The following is an 18,646-nucleotide window of genomic DNA, read 5'->3' on the forward strand; positions in this document are numbered from 1 at the left end:
GCTCCTTCAGGGGATCCCCTGTAGGAGCGGCCTTGTGTCGCGATTGGGCCGCAAAGCGGCCCCATATCGCACGCAGTTATTTGATGAACCGCACCTGGCTGTTGATCTTCTCGATCACCGCCCCCTTGCGTTCGTTGAACCGGGCCTTGTTCTGCTCGAACAGGTTGTTGCCCTTGGTGTCGATGGAGATGATCAACGGGCCGAACTCGCGCACGCGGTTCACCCATAGCGTCTCCGGCATGCCCAGGTCCTGCCATTCCGCACGCTCGATCTCTTCCACCTGGGTCGCCGCCAGTACCGCGCAACCGCCCGGGAACACTGCATGCACTGCCTTGTTCTCCAGGCAACCGGTCGTGGTATCCGGGCCCATGCCGCCCTTGCCGACGATCAGCTTTACGCCGGTCTGCTCGATGAACTGCTTCTCGAACTTTTCCATGCGCATGCTGGTGGTCGGGCCGATGGAGACCATCTCGAAACTGCCATCGTCCTTCTTCCTGACGATGGGGCCTGCGTGGAAAATCGCGCCGCCACGCAAGTCGACCGGCAGCTCGCGGCCCAGTTCGATGAGCCGGCGGTGGGCAACGTCACGGCAGGTCACCAGTTGGCCGGTGAGGTAGACCACATCGCCCACGTTGAGGTTGGCCAGGTCTTCGTCGCTGATAGGTGTGCTCAGGATCTTTTTCACAGTACTACCCCTTCGTGCGAGAGGATGTCGTAGGACAAGTCGGCGTTGATGCGGATCTTGCCGCGGCGGTGCGCCCAGCAGCCGGTGGACACCGCCACACCGATGGTGGACGGGTGGCGGGCCGAAGACTCGATGTTCACGCCCATCACGCTGCTGTTGCCGGTCAGGCCCTGCGGGCCGATGCCGATTTCGTTGAGGCCTTCCTCCAGCAGCTTTTCCATCATCGCCGCGCTTTCGTTGGGGTGGCTTGAGTCCACTTCGCGCAGGATGGCCTTCTTCGACAGGCGTGCCGCCGTCTCCACCGAGGTCGATACCCCTACACCCACCAGCAGTGGCGGGCAGGCGTTGACACCGCGCGAGGTGATGACATCGAAGACGAACTCTGTCACCCCTTCATAGCCTTGCCCCGGCATCAGTACCTTGGCCGAGCCCGGCAGGGTGCAGCCGCCGCCGGCCATGTACACGTCGACGATGGCGTAGTCGGCATCGGGGATGATTTCCCAGTCCAGCCACGGGATCTTCGAGCCGGTGTTGGTGCCGGTGTTCTTCTCGATGAAGGTTTCCACCGCATTGTGGCGCAGCGGCCCCTGGATGGTGGCTTCCCTGGTGGCGTTCTCGAGGATGCCTTCCATCTCGCCCAGCAGCGGGAAGCGCGCGCCCGCCGAGACGAAGTACTGGATGACGCCGGTGTCCTGGCAGCTGGGCCGGTTGAGCTTGTCGGCGTATTCCTGGTTGTCGGCCATCGAGTCGTACACGGCGATGGCCAGCGGGTTGGTTTCGGCGGCGCGCAACTTGGCGGTCTTTTCCTTGACGTCGCGGGGCAGGCGCTTGCCGATATAGGCGGTGAACTTGGCCATCACGTCGGTAAGCGATGACACGGCTGTTTCTTTGTCCATGATTATTTCCTCACTGCATCACAAGGCGGGTTCTTTTTGCTGTTTTTCGAAAGGTCAGGGTGCGGGTGTGCCGGCCTCCATGCGTGCAAGGGCAGGGTGCGGCACAGCGGCCTCGGGTTCGGGGACGGTCGGTAGCTGGCCGTCCAGGGCCTGGGCCATGCGCTGCTTGTCCAGCGCACCCACCCAGTTGGCGATGGCCACGGTGCCGACCGCGTTGCCGATGGTGTTGGTGATGGCCCGGGCTTCGGACATGAAGCGGTCCACGCCCAGCAGCAGGACCATGCCGGCCACCGGGATGTTGTCCATGGTCGCCAGGGTCGCGGCCAGGGTGATGAAGCCCGAGCCGGTTACGCCTGCAGAGCCTTTGGAGGTGAGCAGCAGCACACCCAGCACGATCAGTTGGTCCATCAGGGTCAACGGTGTGTTGGTGGCCTGGGCGATGAAGATGGCGGCCATGGTGTAGTAGATGCACTGGCCGTCCGGGTTGAAGGTAAGGCCCGAGGGGATCACCAGGCCGACCACAGGCTTGGACACGCCAACCTTTTCCAGCTTGTTCATCAGTTGCGGTACCACCGACTCGGATGAGCTGGTACCCAGTACCGTGAACAGTTCTTCCTTGAGGTACTTGAGGAACTTCCACAGGTTGAAGCCGCACAGCCGGGCAATGGCGCCCAGCACCACCACCACGAACAGGAAGCAGGTCAGGTACATGGTCGCCATCAGCTTGCCCAGCGAAACGATCGAGCCCAGCCCGTACTTGCCTACGGTGAAGGCCATGGCCCCGCAGGCGGCCAGCGGTGCCACGCGCATGATCATGCCGACGATGAAGAACATGCCGTGGGAGAACGCTTCGAGCACATCCACCATCGGCTTGCCGCGCGGGCCCAGGTGGGAGAGGGCGATGCCGAACAGGGTGCTGAACAGCAGGATCGGCAGGATCTCGTTCTTGGCGAAGGCATCGATCACGCTGCCGGGTATCACATGCAGCAGGAAGTCGATGAAGCCGCCGCTGTTGCCGGCTGCCGCGGCGGTGTAGGTGGAGATGCTCTTGGCATCCAGGGTGGCAGGGTCGACGTTCATGCCCTGGCCGGGCTGCACGATGTTGACCACCACCAGCCCCAGTACCAGGGCAAAGGTGGACAGCACTTCGAAGTAGATCAGCGCGCGCACGCCGACGCGGCCGAGTTCCTTCATGTTTTCCATCTTGGCGATGCCCAGCACCACCGTGGCGAAGATGATCGGGGCGAAGACCATCTTGATCAGTTTGATGAAGGCATCACCGACGGGCTTCAGGTCAGCGCCAACCTGTGGCCAGAACACCCCGATCAGCACCCCGAGGGTTACGCCGATCAATACCTGTACGTAGAGCTTGCCGAACAACTTGCCGAACAATCGCTTGGCCATTGCCGTCTCCGAATTATTGTTGTGAGTCGGATTAATCTGGCGGCCGGGCTGCTCGTGAGGGGTGCAGGTCACACCTGGCCTTGGCGGCCGAAGAGCCCAGCTTTCTTGTGGTTAATCACGCAGGGCAAAAGGTAATGGTTTTTAAAAAATGCTGTAATACAATGAAATTCAACTCATTGTTTCCCTCAGGTTAATTATGAATCCGGTATCGGAGCTGGCGTTCTTCACCCAGCTGATCAGGGTGGGTAGCCTGGCGGGCACTGCTCGCGAACTGAACCTGACCCCGCCAGCGGTCTCCAAGCGCCTGGCCCAGCTGGAACAGCGCCTGGGCGTGCGCCTGCTCAACCGCACCACACGCAGCATCAGCCTTACCGCCGAGGGCGAGACTTACCTGGTGAATGCCAAGCGCATACTGGGCGAGATCGAGGAAATGGAGCGGCAGGTGTCAAGCAGCCGCGCCGAGCCCAAGGGCTTGCTGCGGGTCAATGCGCCGCTGGGCTTTGGCCGTACCCACGTGGGGCCGGCGGTGTCATCGTTTGCCAAGCGCTACCCCGAGGTGGAGGTGCAGCTGCACCTGACCGACCGCCCCATTGCCCTGCCGAACGATGCCATCGACGTGGCCATCCGTTTTGGCGAGCTGCCCGACTCGCGGCTGATCGCCCGCAAGATCGCGGCCAACCGCCGCCGATTGTGCGCGTCGCCCGGTTACCTGGAAGCCCACGGTACCCCCGAATCGCCAAAGGACCTGGCCAGCCACAATTGCATCGTGTTGCGCCAGAACGACGCCGCGTTCGGTATCTGGCGGCTCAGCCGCGGCAAGCAGAGCGAGTCGGTGAAGGTGCATGGCAGCCTCAGCACCAACGATGGCGAGGTCGCCCTGAACTGGGCGCTGGACGGGCAGGGCATCCTGCTGCGGGCCGAGTGGAACCTGGCCGACCACCTGCGCAGCGGGCGCCTGGTGGAGGTGCTGAGCGATTACCACACGCCGCCTGCGGATATCTATGCGGTGTACCTGGAACGCCTGAACCTGTCGGCCAAGGTGTCGTGCTTCGTCGAGCACCTGAGGGCATTCTTCCGCCAAGGGGACAGCCTGGCAGCGTGGCATTGAGGCCTTTACCACAGGCGATCGCGTTATACTCCGCGCCTTTGCCCATGCCCGGAATCCGCCCATGCGCCAGGTTTTGCTCATTGTCGATGTCCAGTCCACCTTCAGCCCGCCCGAGTGGCTGGTCGATGGCCTGCGCCGGTTGTCGGCGAACATCCCCACCATCGCCTCGGTCGAGTTGCACGACGAACAGGCCACGCCGTTCGAGCGCCAGCTTGGCTGGCACCCGGCGGCCGAGGACGACAGCCTGGTCGAGGCCGACCAGGTGTTCGTCAAGCATGGCTACGGGCAGAGCGCCGAGGCCATCGACTACATCAAGAAATTGGGTGTGGAGCGCGTGCTGGTATGCGGGCTGCAGACCGAAACCTGTGTGCTGGCCGCCGGTTTCGCCCTGTTCGATGCGGGGTTGATGCCCACCCTGGTCACCGACATGACGGTAGGCTCTTCGCTCGACAGGTCCGGCAAGCTGGGCATCGACCTGTGGAAGCATCACTTCCGCCAGGTCACCACCTCGGCCGAGGTGCTCGCCGAAGTGGCTACACCAGGCTAGCGCCGCAGCCCAAAAGGCCTAAATTGTAGGAGCGGCCTTGTGTCGCGAAAGGGCCGCAAAGCGGCCCCGGCAATATGTGCTGCGCAGCTGAAATCGAGGGGCTGCTGCGCAGCCCGATCGCGACACAAGGCCGCTCCTACAGAGAACGCGTCGCAAGGCGAAAGCCTCAGGCCACATCCACCAGCACGATCTCGCTGTCCTCGATGGCGGTCACCCGCAGCGCCTCCTAGGCCAGAGCCGCAGCCCAAAAGGCCTATGCAGTACTTGTAGGAGCGGCCTTGTGTCGCGAAAGGGCCGCAAAGCGGCCCCGGCAATATGTGCTGCGCAGCTGAAATCGAGGGGCTGCTGCGCAGCCCGATCGCGACACAAGGCCGCTCCTACAAAGATCGCGTCGCAAGGCGAAAGCCTCAGGCCACATCCACCAGCACGATCTCGCTGTCCTCGATGGCGGTCACCCGCAGCACCTCCTCCTGCTCGATCGCCACGCCATCGCGCGCCTTGGCACGCAGCCCGTTGACCTCCACCAGCCCCTTGGCCGGCACCAGGTAGCCCCGGCGTGCGGCATCGAAGCGGTACTCGGCAGTTTCGCCGGCACGCAGGGTGGCAGCCACCAGCCGCGCATCGGTGCGGATCTGCAGGCTGTCCTCATCGCCCTCACGGCCGCTGGCCAGGGTCACGAAGCCTTCGCCACGTTCACCTTTGGGGAACGGCCGGCTACCCCACTGCGGTGCTTCGCCAGTGCGCTCCGGCACGATCCAGATCTGGAAAATACGCGTGTCGACGTCTTCCAGGTTGTACTCGCTGTGCACGATGCCGGTACCGGCGCTCATCACCTGCACGTCACCGGCTTCGGTACGGCCTTTGTTACCCAGGCTGTCCTGGTGGCTGATCGCACCTTCACGCACATAGGTGATGATTTCCATGTCGCGGTGCGGGTGCGGCGGGAAGCCGCTGCCGGCAGCGATCAGGTCGTCGTTCCACACCCGCAGGTTGCCCCAGTGCATGCGCGCCGGGTCGTAGTACTCGGCAAACGAGAAATGGTGGTGGGCGTCGAGCCAGCCGTGGTTGGCGTGGCCGAGGCTTTCGAACGGTCGCAGTTGCAGCATGGTCGTGCTCCTTGAATCAGTGGAATGAGGCCATGATGCGTCAAAGAAGCATCGAAAATAAGCGTAAATATCGGCTTAAAACAATCACTAAAATAGATTAATTGCGATGGAGTGTTTTATCCGCTTCATCGCCTAATCCACTGATCTGCAAGCATTCGCTGGCGATTTTTTGTCGATGCGGCGAACATGCCCGCTGATTTTGTTTTTCAACGGAGTGACCGTGGCCCACGAGCAACCCCAGGCCCCTGCCGACCTTACCCCTCCTGCCCAGCTGCCCTGGTTTCGCCGCCTGGCGGCCCGCCTGCTGGGGCGTGGCCTGACCCGCTTGCAGGCCCAGCACCGCGACTCCTGGTTCCTCGGCCACGCCAGCGGCCAGCGCAGTGGCCATGCCGATGGCGTGCGTGAAGGGTTCGAACGCGGGCGGGTGGAAGGTTACGAGGACGGGCGCCAGGTGCTGGTGATCCGCGATACCCGGCCCGACACCGCCGCGGTGCCGGGCCGGGATGACAACCTGTTCGATGACTGGCGCCTGCCGCTGACTGCCGAGCTGAAAAAGCGCTTCAAGGCCGATGTCGCCCAGCGCCTGCCCGCCGAGGCGCAACCCAGTGCCGCGCAATGGAAGCTGATTTTCAGTGACACACCGTCCACCTGCGTGGTGGCAGGGGCCGGGGCGGGCAAGTCCACCTCGCTGGTGCTGCGCATCCTGCTGTTGCGCCACTACCTGGGCTACGAGCTGGATGCGATGACCGTGGTCACCTTCACCCGCGAGTCGCGCAAGGACTTCATCAAGCGCCTGCTGCAGGTGTTCGCCCTGTGGCAGATCAACCTGCAACCGCTGCAGGCTCGCGAGCTGGTGCGCACGTTCCATTCGCGCATCCTGCCGCTGGTGCGCAGCCTGCCGGGCTTTGGCCAGGTGCGCGCGTTCGAAACGCTGGGTAACGAGATGCCGGTCGGTCGTGAGGCCGAGGCCGAGAGCAACCCGTTCGACCTGCGCCTGAACGATGCCCAGCGCCAGCAGCTGAACCAGTGCTACAGCACGCTGCTGGGCGAGAGCCCGCGTTTTGCCGAGCTGGTCGGCCTGTTGCGCAGCGAAGCCCTGCAGTTGAAGCCGCTGGACCCGAACAACCCCGATGTGCAGAAGCGCGCCCAGGTAACCCAGCTGGCTGCCCAGCGCGACGAAGAGCTGTGCGACGTGATCGAAGACCTGTGGTTCGCCGCCGGCGCCTGGCCGATCAAAGGCATCGAACCCTGCCGCGAAACCATCCAGATCCGTGGCAGCCGCTTCCATGTGCATGGCCGTCTGGCTGGCCAGGGGCCTTTGCTCGTGCTGGGCTTCGACCCGGCGGAAAGCGCGCAGTACCAGCGCCCCGGCGCCAAGCTGGCAGTGCGCGCCGAGTGGGCGGTCAAGCGCACCCTGTTGCAGGCCTTCTGCGACCAGCCGCTGATCTGGCTCGACAACTACGCCATGGCCCGGCGCCTGGCAGCCTCGCTGGCCGGTGATGCCGTGGCCGGCCCCGGCTTCGAATACAAGGTCAAGGGCGAACTGGCCCCGGCGCCGCTGCTCGATGCCTTTGTCGGTGCGGCGAATTTCATCGAGAACCTCGGCCTGGAGGTGAACACTGCCGTGGCGGCGATGAGCTTCCCCTCCGGCGACAGCGATGCGCTGTTTTTCGAGGCCCTGGCCCTGTACTGGAAGGCCCTGGAGGCCCACCTGCTGGACCAGTCGCCGCCGGTGATGAGCTACAACCGCATGTTCGCCTTGTTCGGCGAGAACAACCCGGAAAACCTGCAACTGCTGCCCGACCCGTTGCTGCGGCCGCTGGCGCACCTGATGATCGACGAGTTCCAGGATGTGTCGCCGCAGATCGTCAGCTGGCTGCGCGCCAGCCTCGCCGAGATCCGTCGTCGCGGCCCGGCGATGCACATCGGGCACCATGCCCAGCATTCGTCGCTGCTGTGTGTGGGCGACGACTGGCAGTCGATCTACGGCTGGCGCGGCAGTTCGCCCAAGTACTTCATGGAGTTCACCAAGGCCTTCCCGTCGCCGGCCAACACCCGGGTGATGCTGGTCGACAACTACCGTTGCCAGCAGCAGGTGATCGACGCGGCCGAGCACCTGGTCAAGGGCACCCCGGCGATAGCCGGCAAGAAAGCCCGGGCCAGTGGCCCGGCGGCCGAGTTGCCAGGCTCGCCGGTAAAAGTGTTCGATCGTGACGAGGCCGCCCTGGGTGAAACGCTGATCGAGCACTACCAGCGTGGCGAGACGGTGATGATGCTTTACCGCAAGGGCAGCGACAGGGCGCTGATGAACGAGCACCTGCAAGGCGTGCTGCACGCCGAAGCGGCGTTGCCGGCCGAGCAGCGCCGTTTGCGCCAGTTGACCTACCACAGTGCCAAGGGCTTGCAGGCCGATGCAGTGTTCATGCTGGGCGACTGCCAGTACCTGACCAGCTCGCCCTACAAGAACCAGGTGTATCGCCAGGCCGGGCTAGGCAAGGCCGGTGATGCCCAGCCGTTCGATACCGCGCAGAAGGAAGAGGTGCAGCGCCTGGCCTACGTGGCGGTAACCCGCGCGATCAGGCACTGCTACTGGCATGTGGAGGCGGCCAACGCAGAGGCGGCGGCAGCGCCGCGTGCGTCGAGCCAGGTGGATGGGCGGCAGGCCTTCTTCGAAGACCTGCGTGGTCATTGATCAGTGTTCAGGCATCGAGGATGTCCGCTTGCCGGGTAAGGCTCAGCAATAGCCCGGCTTCTACCTCCTGCTGTGCCTGGGTCAAGGCGTTCGTGGCCTTGACATACGCTTCCTCATTGAACGGAACCCTGCGCAATGTGCCGTTTTCGTCCAGCGCCGGTATGGGCTTTTTCGGGAACAATACTTTTATTATCGCGTTGTCCAGGTAAGTGATCGGCTCCTGGCTTTCGTCCAGGCAATAAAAGAGGTAATCGAGGCCTGGGCGCCAGAAGTCGGTAATGGCTTCGAACTGACTGGCATATTGGCGCTTGAGGTAGCCAACCCAGGCCGGTTGTTCGCTCATCCACTGCTGCCTGGCGGTGGTGTCCGCATCGAGTTCCAGCACGGCAGCGCGAACGTTGTCGATGATTTGCTGGTTGATCCTTGCGGTATCGCGATAGAGCATGCCGCTGCTGGGTTCGGGGAAATCGAGCTTTCCGCTCAAGGACTGGCGCAGTGCCAGGCGGACTTCGATGTCGTCAACCAGGCCCCTGGCCAGGACCGTATCGGGGAAGGCCGCCGGGACATCCAGCTCATCTCGAGCCGGTAACTGGGCGGCGTGTTCCTGTAGCGCCTGCTTGCGCAGGCCGCGTCGCAGGCTGATGCGATCCGCCAGTTCGTTGACTTTCTCGCGACGATACAGCTTGCGGTAAAGGTCGAGTAGCGGCTTGGCCGTATCCCGTGCCCAACCTGACGCCTGGTTCGCCAGCAGCTCCACTTCCAGAGCGCTGAGTGCTTCGGCGCCGGCATCACCGCAAGTTGGGGGGAAGGATTGCGCCACCTCGTTCAGACGTTCGCGCAGAGCTGTGTCCCCGCGGGCGTGCTCCAACAGTTCCCACACTCGCGCACGCAGGCCTTCGGGATCCCTTCTTGCTTCCAACGATTCGGTAAGGCGCTCCAACACTGCCTGCAGGTCGCCATTATCGTTCTGATCGAACAGGTCGGACCAAAGTTGCCTCTGATCGTCGGTCGCGGCACCGCGCCAGAACCCTTGCCACTCCTGCCTGTCGGGGGCGTGCTCGAAGACATTGACGCCGCTGGCTCGCAGGCGCCTGGCCGACTCGGCTTCCAGATTGTTGTAGTTGAAGAACCAGCGGCGCCCGGGCAACCGCGCAGCGACGTCCCGCGCATACGGACTGCCCAGGATGCTTGCCAGGCCCGGAACATGGCGAATTTGGTTGGATGAGAGGTCCAGGTAGCGCAGCTGGTATTGTAACTGGTTCATCAGGTTGCTCAAGCCAGGGGGAAAGGCCCGCAGATGAGCGTTGGACAGGTTCAGGTGCTGCAACCGCGCCATGTAGCGCACATCAGGTGCGTGCTGCAGCGGGTTGAAGTCCAGGTCCAGTTGCTGCGGATGGATCATGTCCTGGAAGCGCGTGGCGAGGTTTTCATCGAGCGTGATGCGATTGTGCCCCAGCCTCAGGACATCCAGTGGTCGGCCGCAAAGTAAAGTCAATGTCGCTTCATCCAGTGTCAACTGGTTGCGCCGCAGGTTCAGCTGGCGCAGGTCTGGCATCGCTGCCAGCACTCGCTGTGCGGTGGGCGAAAGGGTAGCAAGGGTGTTGTTGGTCAGGTCCAGCGTGCGCAGCCTGGGCACCGATTCAAGTGCCTGGAACAGCGCTTCCCCGTCGATTTCTCGGTTGTTGGTGACTTCCAGCACTTGCAGGTTGGGGAAACGTGACAGGAACGTGCTGTCCAGTCGTTGCAGCTGAAGCTCGTTCAGCTTGAGCTCACGTATGTGGGGTAGGCTGGCTGTGATCGCTGGCAACTCGGGTAACCGAATTCGCTCCAGCACTAGCGTGCGACCCTTCCGCTGCCAAGCCTCGATGAGGCGATCAGTGCATCTTTGTCGATCGAGGCGCTCGAAGATGTCGTTTGGGCTCTTGTACCACGCCTCCAGATAGCTATTCAGATCTCTCCACTCTGTTTCCAGTTGCCGAATTGCCGAGCCGAGATCACCGGTCTGGCTCAGTTCGCCCCTCAGGGCGTTGATCTCGTCGCTCTTCAGCGAGGGGAAAAGTGAGTTGAGCCGACGTGTTGCGGCGTATGCGCCGATCGGGCCTGTTCCTCGGCCACTGAGTGGGTAACCGAATCGTCCATGTGCCAGGCGCATGGGCGAGCGAAAGCCTGGCTTGATTGGCTGCTGGCCCAGCAGTGCGGCGCAGCCCGAGCGGTCGGCGACGGCGCTGGCGAACACTTCGGCCTCAGTCGCCTGCGGCTTTTCGGCTACCAATGCATCGCGCAGCAGTTGGCTGTCATCATTGGCCAGGTCTGCTCGGTACAGGCCGGTCAAGGCACGATCGAGGCGGGCGCGGGCCTGCAGGTAGCGGGCTTCTTCAGCCACGCGCAAGGGCACACGTCCGCTTTTCAGGCGATCGCGTTCGGCGCTGTCGGCATGCGCGACGAGCTCTTCCAGGGCATTGTCGGGCAAACCGGGGAACTGGCGGCCCAAGGTCTTCGCTTCGTCGCCAAGCGGTACCCGATGGCTTTTCAACATGCTCGCGAAGACTTCGCGACGGCGTGCTGACAGGCGGTTGGCCAACAGCTCGTCAAGGGCGCTCGGACGCTGCTCTGCTGGCGTATCGGGTAGTAACTGCTCTATGACATCTTCATCCATCCCCGCCAGGACAACCTTGCTCAGTTCGCCATTGTCAAGCTCTTCGCGGCCGATCTCTATCTGCAACGTGTCGGCTTTTGGCTCCGCTCCGAAGTAGACCGCCTCTCCCCATTTTTCGGCACCGGTGAAGACCTTCAGCCTGTAATGCGCAGGCCAACCAGGCATCTGTACCAGTTCGGGCAGCGCGAAGTTCATATGCGCAGCCAACGGCAGCCCGTGACGTACTCGGGTGATGATGGTCTGCACGTCGTTGGTCAGTCGCAGGCGCAGCAAGGCATCGGCCAACAGAGCCGGGGGCCGCGAGCCGTTGACCTGGCTGTGACGCAAGGTGTCTGCATCGACCTCGGTTATACGCAAGGCGGCAAGTTGCTCCGATGCATCCAGCCCCTGGCTGAATTGGCCCAGTCCTTCGAGCAACTGCGCATCGTCCCATTCGAGCGGGTTGTCATGCGCCAATTGCCAACGCTGGTCGCCGAGGTAGCGCAAGGCCGGTGCGTAGGCATCGGGGGCGTTCGGGTGACGCACATGCCACTGCCCGCCGGTTTCGAACACCTCATACAGTTTGCCTTGCAGCCAGACGTGGCTTTTGCCATCGAAGAGGTAGAGCCCTTCGGAATTTGTCGGCACTCCGACTGGCAAGGAGTCCGAGGTGCTGTAAGGGCCCATGTCTGGGTGCCAAAGCCGTTCGCGGCCACCTTTCAATACACTTTCCAGCGCATCGACGAACCCCGATGCCTTGAGCGCGCTGCTGCCGGCGGCGAAGCCGGCAACAACGGCGGCATTGATGGCCAGCGACTCGAGTTGTTGCAGCGCTTCCTGGGTATCGCCTTCTTCCCAGGCTTCGAACCCGGTGAACACCGAATCCATGAGGTCGTAGGCGAATACTCCAAGCATCGCGGCATCCAGCCCAGGCACGAAGAAGGCGGCCACGTTCAGAACGTTCATGCCTGCGTCCAGCCAGTGTTGCAGCCGTTCCTTGCGTGCCTTGGCATCGGCATCGGCGGTTGGTACCGCGATCGTTCTGGCAGTTGCCATGAGGCGACGCTTGTGGTCTTTGTAAAGCACCTGCCAGATGGGAAGCGCCAGGCGGGTTCGCTTGAAGTGCAGTTCAGGCTTGTCCTTGGGTCTGCGCGTGGAGGTACCCTGCTCGAACAGGGCATGTTCGAGCTTGCGGCTGAACTCGACCTGGTGGTCCTTGTCAGCGAAGCTGATCAAGTGCTGTCGAAACGTGGTTTGCAGCAGGCGTTGACGTATGTGAGCACCGGCCTTTTGCAAAGAAGCGAACTCCCTCAGCGGGTGTTGTGCATCCTGGGGAATGTAGAGCATGCAGGGGTTGGTCTGGTCGGCTTCATCAGGGCCCAGCAGCAGTACGCCATGAATCGGGATGCCGAGCAGGCTGAAGCGCCAGCAGCGAAGCCTGTGTTCGCCATAGCGAGGCGTGCTTTCGTTGTCGCATAGCTGTACAAGGGCATCGCGACCTTTGAGCGTCAGCAGGCTCTTGAGGTAAGCGATCATCGCCTCGGTTTTCAGTGCCTGCTGGCTTGCATCGATCCACTGCTGCTCGATTGCGGCTTTTCTGGGGCCTTCATAGATACTCTGCAGGTGGTCTTGATACTGCCGGCCCAGGTCCAGGCTTCGGCAAAGGTTCACGAACGCTTCGGGCTCCAGCCCAGGAAGTGAGGCGTCGTCGTCCGGGCCAAGGGTCAGGGTGTCGAACGGGCCCACTTCGTCGGTGCCTTCGAAATTGTGCAGGGCGGCCTCCAGCAGCGTGCGCTTCTGTGGTGGCCCTTCGGGGCGATTGATGTACGTATCGTCACCGCCGAGTGAGAAATCGAGGCCGGGGACATTCACCAGCGTGGTGTACACCTTGAACGGCTGGTGCAGGTACTGGGCCTTGTCCGCTTTGACATCCGGGCCCAACCGGCTCTCGAGCAAAGGGTTGCAGAATTCGCTGATCTGCCTGAAGTCCTCGAGCAAGGCCCGCAGAGCTTTGAACTCGGCATCGCGGGCGCTGATCAGCTGCCGTAAACGCGCCTGGTCTTCATCGCTGGCTGCGGCGTACCAGGCGTAAGGCGAACCGTTTTCGTCGAGGTAGTCCTTGCGGATGCTCTGAACGACGCGGCGGGTATGGTCAGGGTACATCGTTCGGCACCAGTCAGGCAGGTTACGGACAATCTGGGCCTGATGGAAAGGCATGGGTGTGCTGGACATGCTGAAGTCTCCGTTGTCGATGGAGGGGCCAGTCGACAGGTTTCGCCTCGGCATGCGGTGGTATTTAGTTGAATGCACAGGTCGGTCCTGTGCACGAGAGCGTCGGTAGGGGAGCAGCGCGGGCAGGGTTGTTGGGAGATGGTGGGGCAAGGCATGGGGTAGGCATGTCGTGTGGATGACGCCGGCACGTGGGGTATGGGCCGGCGTCATGTGATGCCTGGCCATAGGCCGGCGTTCTATCAGGGAGAACTACGATGCATTCGCTGTGCAGTCCCAAGGATCACCTGCTGGACCTCGACGGTATTGAAATAGCGGTACGCACCTGGGGGGCGGAGGACGGCATCCCGGTGCTGGCTCTGCACGGGTGGCTGGACAACGCCGCCTCGTTCGAACGCCTGGCACCGATGCTCGACGGCTGCTTCGTGGTCGCCCCCGACCTGGTTGGCCATGGCCGCTCGGACCATCGCCGCCACGACAGTGGTTACTACCTGTGGGAACATGCCGAGGACATGCTGGCAGTGACCGACAGCCTGGGCCTGTCGCAATTCCATGTGCTGGCCCATGGCATGGGTACCGGGGTGGCATCGCTGCTGGCGGCCATGACCAGCGGTATTGCCAGCATGACCTTCCTCGACGGCATGGGCGCACCGTTCACGGTGGCCGAGGACGACCGCGTGCAGCACCTGGCCCGGGCCTACCGGCTCAAGCGCATGGTGCAGCGCAGCCAGTTGCAGGGTTTTGCCGAGCCGGACGTCGGCCGTTTCGAGGACCTGGACACGGCCCTGGAACAACGCCGCGAGCGCCTGGACACCGGGCTGTCGGAAGAGGCGGCACGGCTGCTGGCGCTGCGCGACCTGCTGCAGCTGGGCGAGGGCTATTGCTGGCGCCACGACCCACGCCTGGTGCTGCCCGAACCCATGCCGCTGACCGAGCGCGAAGCCTGCGACCTGCTCAGCCAGATCCGTTGCCCGTTGTACCTGCTGTTCGGCCGCCAGGGGGCATTCACCGGTGAGGCCTTTACCAGGCGCCAGGCGGCCTTGCCCAGCCAGGCGAAAATCTCCTGGCATCCGGGCGGGCACCACTTCCACCTGGATGCGCCGGACCGGGCGCTGGTCGATCAACTGCTGCGCATCCTCGCCCGCCATGAAGGGGGCGTGCTGCAACGGTTGGTAAACGAGTAACTGGATATGGTCATGCCATGCGCACGTGGGCTATGGTGGTGAATCTCATCGGGCTTGCGTGATCCCTTGTGGGAGCGGGCGAAGCCCGTGCCATTCACCGCAACGCCTGATTCGCGGGCACGCCCGCTCCCACAGGAATCCAGCGGCCACAAGGAGCCTTGGCATGCGACCATTCGTCATCAAGCACATCGACCACCTCGTCCTGCGGGTCAGCGACCTGGAGCGCAGCGTCGCTTTCTACACCCAACTGCTCGGCTGCACGGTCAGCCGCGTGCGCGAAGACCTGGGAATGGTCCACCTGGCCACAGGCACGGCGATGATCGACCTGGTGACCCTGGACGGTCCCTTGGGCCAGCCTGGTGGGGCGGCGCCGGGTGCCGAGGGGCGCAACCTGCACCATTTCTGCCTGCGCATCGAGCCGTTCGACGAGGCTGCACTTACGGCCTACCTGCAAGCTGCGGGGGTTGAAGTCGAACCTGCGGAAAAACGCTATGGCGCCGAAGGCGAGGGGCTGTCGCTGTACTGTTACGACCCCGATGGCAACCAGGTCGAGCTGAAAGGGCCGGTACCGGCAACGGAGGCTCCATGAGCAACCTGCATACCCGCGAACACTGGATCGACACCGCACAAGGCAAGCTGTTCGCCCAGGAGTGGGCGCCGCTGCAGGCGCAGGGTGCGCCGATCGTCCTGCTGCACGATTCACTGGGTTGCGTTGCCTTGTGGCGCGAGTTCCCGGCGCAGCTTGCGCAAACCACCGGGCACCGGGTAATCGCCTACGATCGCCTGGGCTTTGGCCGCTCCGACGCCCACCCCGGCAGCTTGCGCCTGGGCTTTGTCGAGGACGAGGCGCAGCAGGGGTTCACGGCGCTGCGAGAGCATTTTGGCATTGGCGATTTCATTGTCTTCGGCCACAGCGTTGGCGGCGGCATGGCCGTGGCCTGTGCGGCGGCCTTCGCCAGCCAGTGTGTGGGGCTGATTACCGAGTCGGCGCAGGCGTTTGTCGAGGCCCGTACCCTTGAGGGCATTCGCGTGGCCGACCAGCAGTTTGCCGAACCTGGGCAGTTGCAACGGCTGGAGCGCTACCACGGCGGCAAGGCCGAGTGGGTATTGCGTGCCTGGGTGGACAACTGGTTGTCCGAGCACTTTGCCGATTGGAGCCTGGATGCGCTGCTGCCGCAGGTACGCTGCCCGCTGTTGAGCCTGCATGGCGACAACGATGAGTTCGGCTCGCCGGCGCACCCCGAGCGGTTGGTGGAACTGGCTGGCGGCCCGGGGTTGATGCGCCTGCTGCAAGGTTGTGGCCATGTGCCGCATCGGGAGCAGGCCGAGCGAGTACTGGCGGAAGTCCTGCAGTTCTTGCGCTGACCTTCCCCAGGCTGACGCGGTCCCTGTAGGAGCGGCCTTGTGTCGCGAAAGGGCTGCAAAGCAGTCCCGACAATCTGTGCAGGTACGCTGAAATCCTGGGGCTGCTTCGCACCCCATTCGCGACACAAGGCCGCTCCTACACGGATCGCGCAAGGCTCAAGTGGATATCCCGGCAAAGCCTATTATGCTTCAGTTACCTTGCTGCGATCCGAGGCGGCCTGCCTCGTCGTGCTTCGCATATCCAAAGCAAGCCCCCCAGGGCCTGGGTGCGATGGTGAAAAAGATTTGAGGTGCTCCCGGCCTGCATGACGACAAGACGGAGGCACCCCATGGCGGTTCTCGACAGCACATCCACGGGCAGCGCGCCCCAACGCGGTATCACCCGGGAGGAGCGCAAGGTCATCTTCGCCTCATCCCTGGGCACGGTATTCGAATGGTACGACTTCTACCTGTACGGCTCCCTGGCGGCGATCATCGCCAAGCACTTCTTTGCCGGGGTCAATGAAACCACCTCGTTCATCTTCGCCTTGCTGGCCTTTGCCGCCGGCTTTGCCGTGCGGCCATTCGGCGCCATCGTGTTCGGTCGCCTGGGCGACATGATCGGGCGCAAGTACACCTTCCTCATCACCATCGTCATCATGGGCCTGTCCACCGCTGTGGTGGGCCTGCTACCCAGCTATGCCACGATCGGCGTGGCCGCGCCGATCATCCTCATCAGCCTGCGCCTGCTGCAGGGCCTGGCATTGGGTGGCGAGTACGGCGGCGCGGCCACCTATGTGGCCGAGCATGCACCCAAGGGCCGGCGCGGCTTCTTCACTGCCTGGATCCAGACCACGGCCACCCTGGGGCTGTTCCTCTCGCTGCTGGTGATCATGGCCTGCCGCACGGCCATGGGTAACGAGGTGTTCGAGGCCTGGGGGTGGCGGGTGCCGTTCCTGCTGTCGATATTGCTGCTGGCGATTTCGGTGTACATCCGCATGCAGCTCAACGAGTCGCCGGTGTTCATGAAGATGAAGGCCGAGGGCAAGGCGTCCAAGGCGCCACTGACCGAATCGTTCGCCCGCTGGGACAACCTCAAGGTGGTGATCATGTCGCTGCTCGGCGGCACCGCCGGCCAGGCCGTGGTGTGGTACACCGGGCAGTTCTATGCGCTGTTCTTCCTGTTGCAGATGCTCAAGATCGAGCCGCAGACCGCCAACTTGCTGATTGCCGGTTCGCTGCTGATCGGCACACCGTTCTTCATCTTCTTCGGCAGCCTGTCCGACCGCATCGGCCGCAAGAAAATCATCATGGCCGGTTGCATCATCGCCGCGCTGACCTACTTCCCGATCTTCAAGGCACTGACCCAGTACGGCAACCCGGATGTGTTCGTCGCCCAGGAGCAGAACCCGGTGGTGGTGATGGCAGACCCTGCCCAGTGCGCGTTCCAGTTCGACCCGGTGGGCAAGGCCAAATTCACCAGCTCGTGCGATATCGCCAAGAGCCTGCTGGCCAAGCGGGCCATCCCCTATACCAACGAAGCGGCCGAGCCTGGCAAAAAGGCGCAGATCCGCATTGGTGAACGGGTGCTGCCAAGCTTTGATGGCAGTGGCCTGGCGGCAGCGGACTTCAAGGCACAGAGCGACGCCTTTACCGCGACCTTGACCGGAGCGTTGAAGGAAGCCGGCTACCCGGAAAAGGCCGACCCGGCGAAGATCCACTACCCGATGGTGCTGTTGCTGCTGACCATTCTGGTGATCTACGTGACCATGGTCTACGGGCCGATCGCGGCCTGGCTGGTGGAGCTGTTCCCGGCGCGTATCCGCTACACCTCGATGTCGCTGCCTTACCACATCGGCAACGGCTGGTTCGGCGGCTTCCTGCCGACCGTGGCGTTTGCCATGGTGGCGGCGACCGGGGATATCTATTACGGCTTGTGGTACCCCATCGTGATTGCGGTGATGACGGCGGTGCTGGGGATCTTCTTCCTGCCGGAGACCAAGGACCGCGATATCAACCACACTTGAAGGTTGAGGCTGCCTGTACCGGCCTCTTCGCGGGCTTGCCCGCTCCCACAGGGATACCACTGTGCCCTGTGGGAGCGGGCAAGCCCGCGAAGGGGCCGGCACAGTCAACCCATCAGTCGAAATAGCCCCGCAAGCCAAAGGCATACCCGGTATCCACGGCAGCCTCGCCCCGGCTCCAGCGTTTCTTCAACACGAACTCGAACGCCGGCTCGTACAGCCCGTCCCGCACCAGCGCACCCGCCAGCACCTCCACGTCATACCAGCCATTGTCCAGCTCGATGATCGGCCGCCCCGGCACCTGGTAGCGCGCCATCAGGTCACCCAGTGTCTTGGGCGTGAAGTGCTGCAGGATGCGCCAGGTGTACAGCATCAGCGCACCGTGCTCGACCTGCAGCACATAGCCATTGCGGCGGTGCTTGAGGCGGCTGCCGGGTTCGCGCAGAGCCGGGGTGCGGTTGTCCAGGGTGAACAGGATGCGGTAGGGCAGGTTATCGACCCCGGCCAGTGGCAGCACAATCCCTTCGCGCACGGCCTGGTCGCCGCTGTCGCCGTGGGTGAACGCATGGGCCAGGTCGTCGGGCAATTCATGTTGTTGCTTGAAGCGCTCGAGCAGCTGGATATCGCCGAGCAGAAAGTAGTCGACCAGGTCGTTGAGCACTTCGCTGAATTCGTGGCGCATCTGTTTTCCTTGTTGGTGCGCATGGGGGCAATGGCAAATGTAGCACTTCAGATTGGCTTCAGATTGCCCCCTGATACTGCCCCCGAGACCTGACTTGAAAGGGGGACAGC

Annotated in this window: 13 protein-coding genes; 7 read left to right on the forward strand and 6 right to left on the reverse strand. The window is 63.2% G+C overall.

Annotated features, from left to right (window positions below; all coding sequences use genetic code 11):
- Positions 1 to 76: 76 nt before the first annotated feature.
- Genes ttdB through C163_RS09925 form a run of 3 tightly spaced genes read right to left on the reverse strand, consistent with a single transcriptional unit; the run spans position 77 to position 2,985 of the window.
- Complete coding sequence (ttdB, locus tag C163_RS09915; RefSeq protein ID WP_025338616.1) at positions 77 to 685, reverse strand: L(+)-tartrate dehydratase subunit beta; 609 nt, start codon at positions 683 to 685, stop codon at positions 77 to 79.
- Entirely contained in the window at positions 682 to 1,581 is a 900-nt protein-coding gene (ttdA, locus tag C163_RS09920) for a L(+)-tartrate dehydratase subunit alpha (RefSeq protein ID WP_013972067.1), read from the reverse strand. The genes ttdB and ttdA overlap by 4 nt, the downstream gene beginning before the upstream one ends.
- Positions 1,582 to 1,635: 54 nt before the next feature.
- Positions 1,636 to 2,985 carry a dicarboxylate/amino acid:cation symporter gene (locus C163_RS09925; protein WP_025338617.1) on the reverse strand — a complete coding sequence of 450 codons (1,350 nt, stop codon included), beginning with the start codon at positions 2,983 to 2,985 and terminating at the stop codon, positions 1,636 to 1,638.
- A gap of 196 nt (positions 2,986 to 3,181) precedes the next feature.
- Between C163_RS09925 and C163_RS09930 the strand changes: the two genes are divergently transcribed.
- Both C163_RS09930 and C163_RS09935 read left to right on the forward strand, forming a co-directional pair.
- Positions 3,182 to 4,093: a LysR substrate-binding domain-containing protein gene (locus C163_RS09930; RefSeq protein WP_025338618.1), complete on the forward strand. Its 912-nt coding sequence runs from the start codon at positions 3,182 to 3,184 to the stop codon at positions 4,091 to 4,093.
- A 61-nt stretch (positions 4,094 to 4,154) separates the two neighbouring features.
- Complete coding sequence (locus C163_RS09935; RefSeq protein ID WP_025338619.1) at positions 4,155 to 4,640, forward strand: isochorismatase family protein; 486 nt, start codon at positions 4,155 to 4,157, stop codon at positions 4,638 to 4,640.
- Positions 4,641 to 5,047: 407 nt separating this feature from the next.
- Here the strand turns inward: C163_RS09935 and C163_RS09940 are convergent, their stop codons facing one another.
- The gene (locus C163_RS09940; protein ID WP_025338620.1) at positions 5,048 to 5,746 is read right to left on the reverse strand and encodes a pirin family protein; all 699 of its coding nucleotides are present in this window, start codon (positions 5,744 to 5,746) and stop codon (positions 5,048 to 5,050) included.
- 175 nt (positions 5,747 to 5,921) lie between these two features.
- Here C163_RS09940 and C163_RS09945 point away from each other — a divergent pair, with 175 nt between their 5' ends.
- Positions 5,922 to 8,438, forward strand: coding sequence for a UvrD-helicase domain-containing protein (locus C163_RS09945; protein WP_038408066.1), 2,517 nt, complete (start codon positions 5,922 to 5,924; stop codon positions 8,436 to 8,438).
- A gap of 7 nt (positions 8,439 to 8,445) precedes the next feature.
- Here C163_RS09945 and C163_RS09950 read toward each other — a convergent pair whose 3' ends face one another.
- On the reverse strand, positions 8,446 to 13,305 hold the full coding sequence (locus C163_RS09950; protein ID WP_371257957.1) for an NEL-type E3 ubiquitin ligase domain-containing protein: 4,860 nt from the start codon (positions 13,303 to 13,305) through the stop codon (positions 8,446 to 8,448).
- A 254-nt stretch (positions 13,306 to 13,559) separates the two neighbouring features.
- Between C163_RS09950 and C163_RS09955 the strand changes: the two genes are divergently transcribed.
- The 4 genes from C163_RS09955 (at position 13,560) to C163_RS09970 (ending at position 17,857) form a co-directional block, all read left to right on the forward strand.
- Positions 13,560 to 14,486 carry an alpha/beta fold hydrolase gene (locus C163_RS09955; RefSeq protein WP_025338623.1) on the forward strand — a complete coding sequence of 309 codons (927 nt, stop codon included), beginning with the start codon at positions 13,560 to 13,562 and terminating at the stop codon, positions 14,484 to 14,486.
- Positions 14,487 to 14,649: 163 nt separating this feature from the next.
- Positions 14,650 to 15,075, forward strand: coding sequence for a VOC family protein (locus C163_RS09960; RefSeq protein WP_025338624.1), 426 nt, complete (start codon positions 14,650 to 14,652; stop codon positions 15,073 to 15,075).
- Entirely contained in the window at positions 15,072 to 15,851 is a 780-nt protein-coding gene (locus tag C163_RS09965; protein ID WP_025338625.1) for an alpha/beta fold hydrolase, read from the forward strand. Before C163_RS09960 ends, C163_RS09965 begins: the two co-directional genes overlap by 4 nt.
- Positions 15,852 to 16,180: 329 nt before the next feature.
- Positions 16,181 to 17,857, forward strand: a complete 1,677-nt coding sequence (locus C163_RS09970; RefSeq protein ID WP_025338626.1) for an MFS transporter — start codon at positions 16,181 to 16,183, stop codon at positions 17,855 to 17,857.
- Positions 17,858 to 17,969: 112 nt separating this feature from the next.
- Here C163_RS09970 and C163_RS09975 read toward each other — a convergent pair whose 3' ends face one another.
- Complete coding sequence (locus C163_RS09975) at positions 17,970 to 18,536, reverse strand: hypothetical protein (protein WP_025338627.1); 567 nt, start codon at positions 18,534 to 18,536, stop codon at positions 17,970 to 17,972.
- Positions 18,537 to 18,646: the final 110 nt, after the last annotated feature.

This window comes from Pseudomonas sp. FGI182 (genome assembly GCF_000511325.1).
GTDB classification, from domain to species: Bacteria; Pseudomonadota; Gammaproteobacteria; order Pseudomonadales; family Pseudomonadaceae; genus Aquipseudomonas; species Aquipseudomonas putida_Z.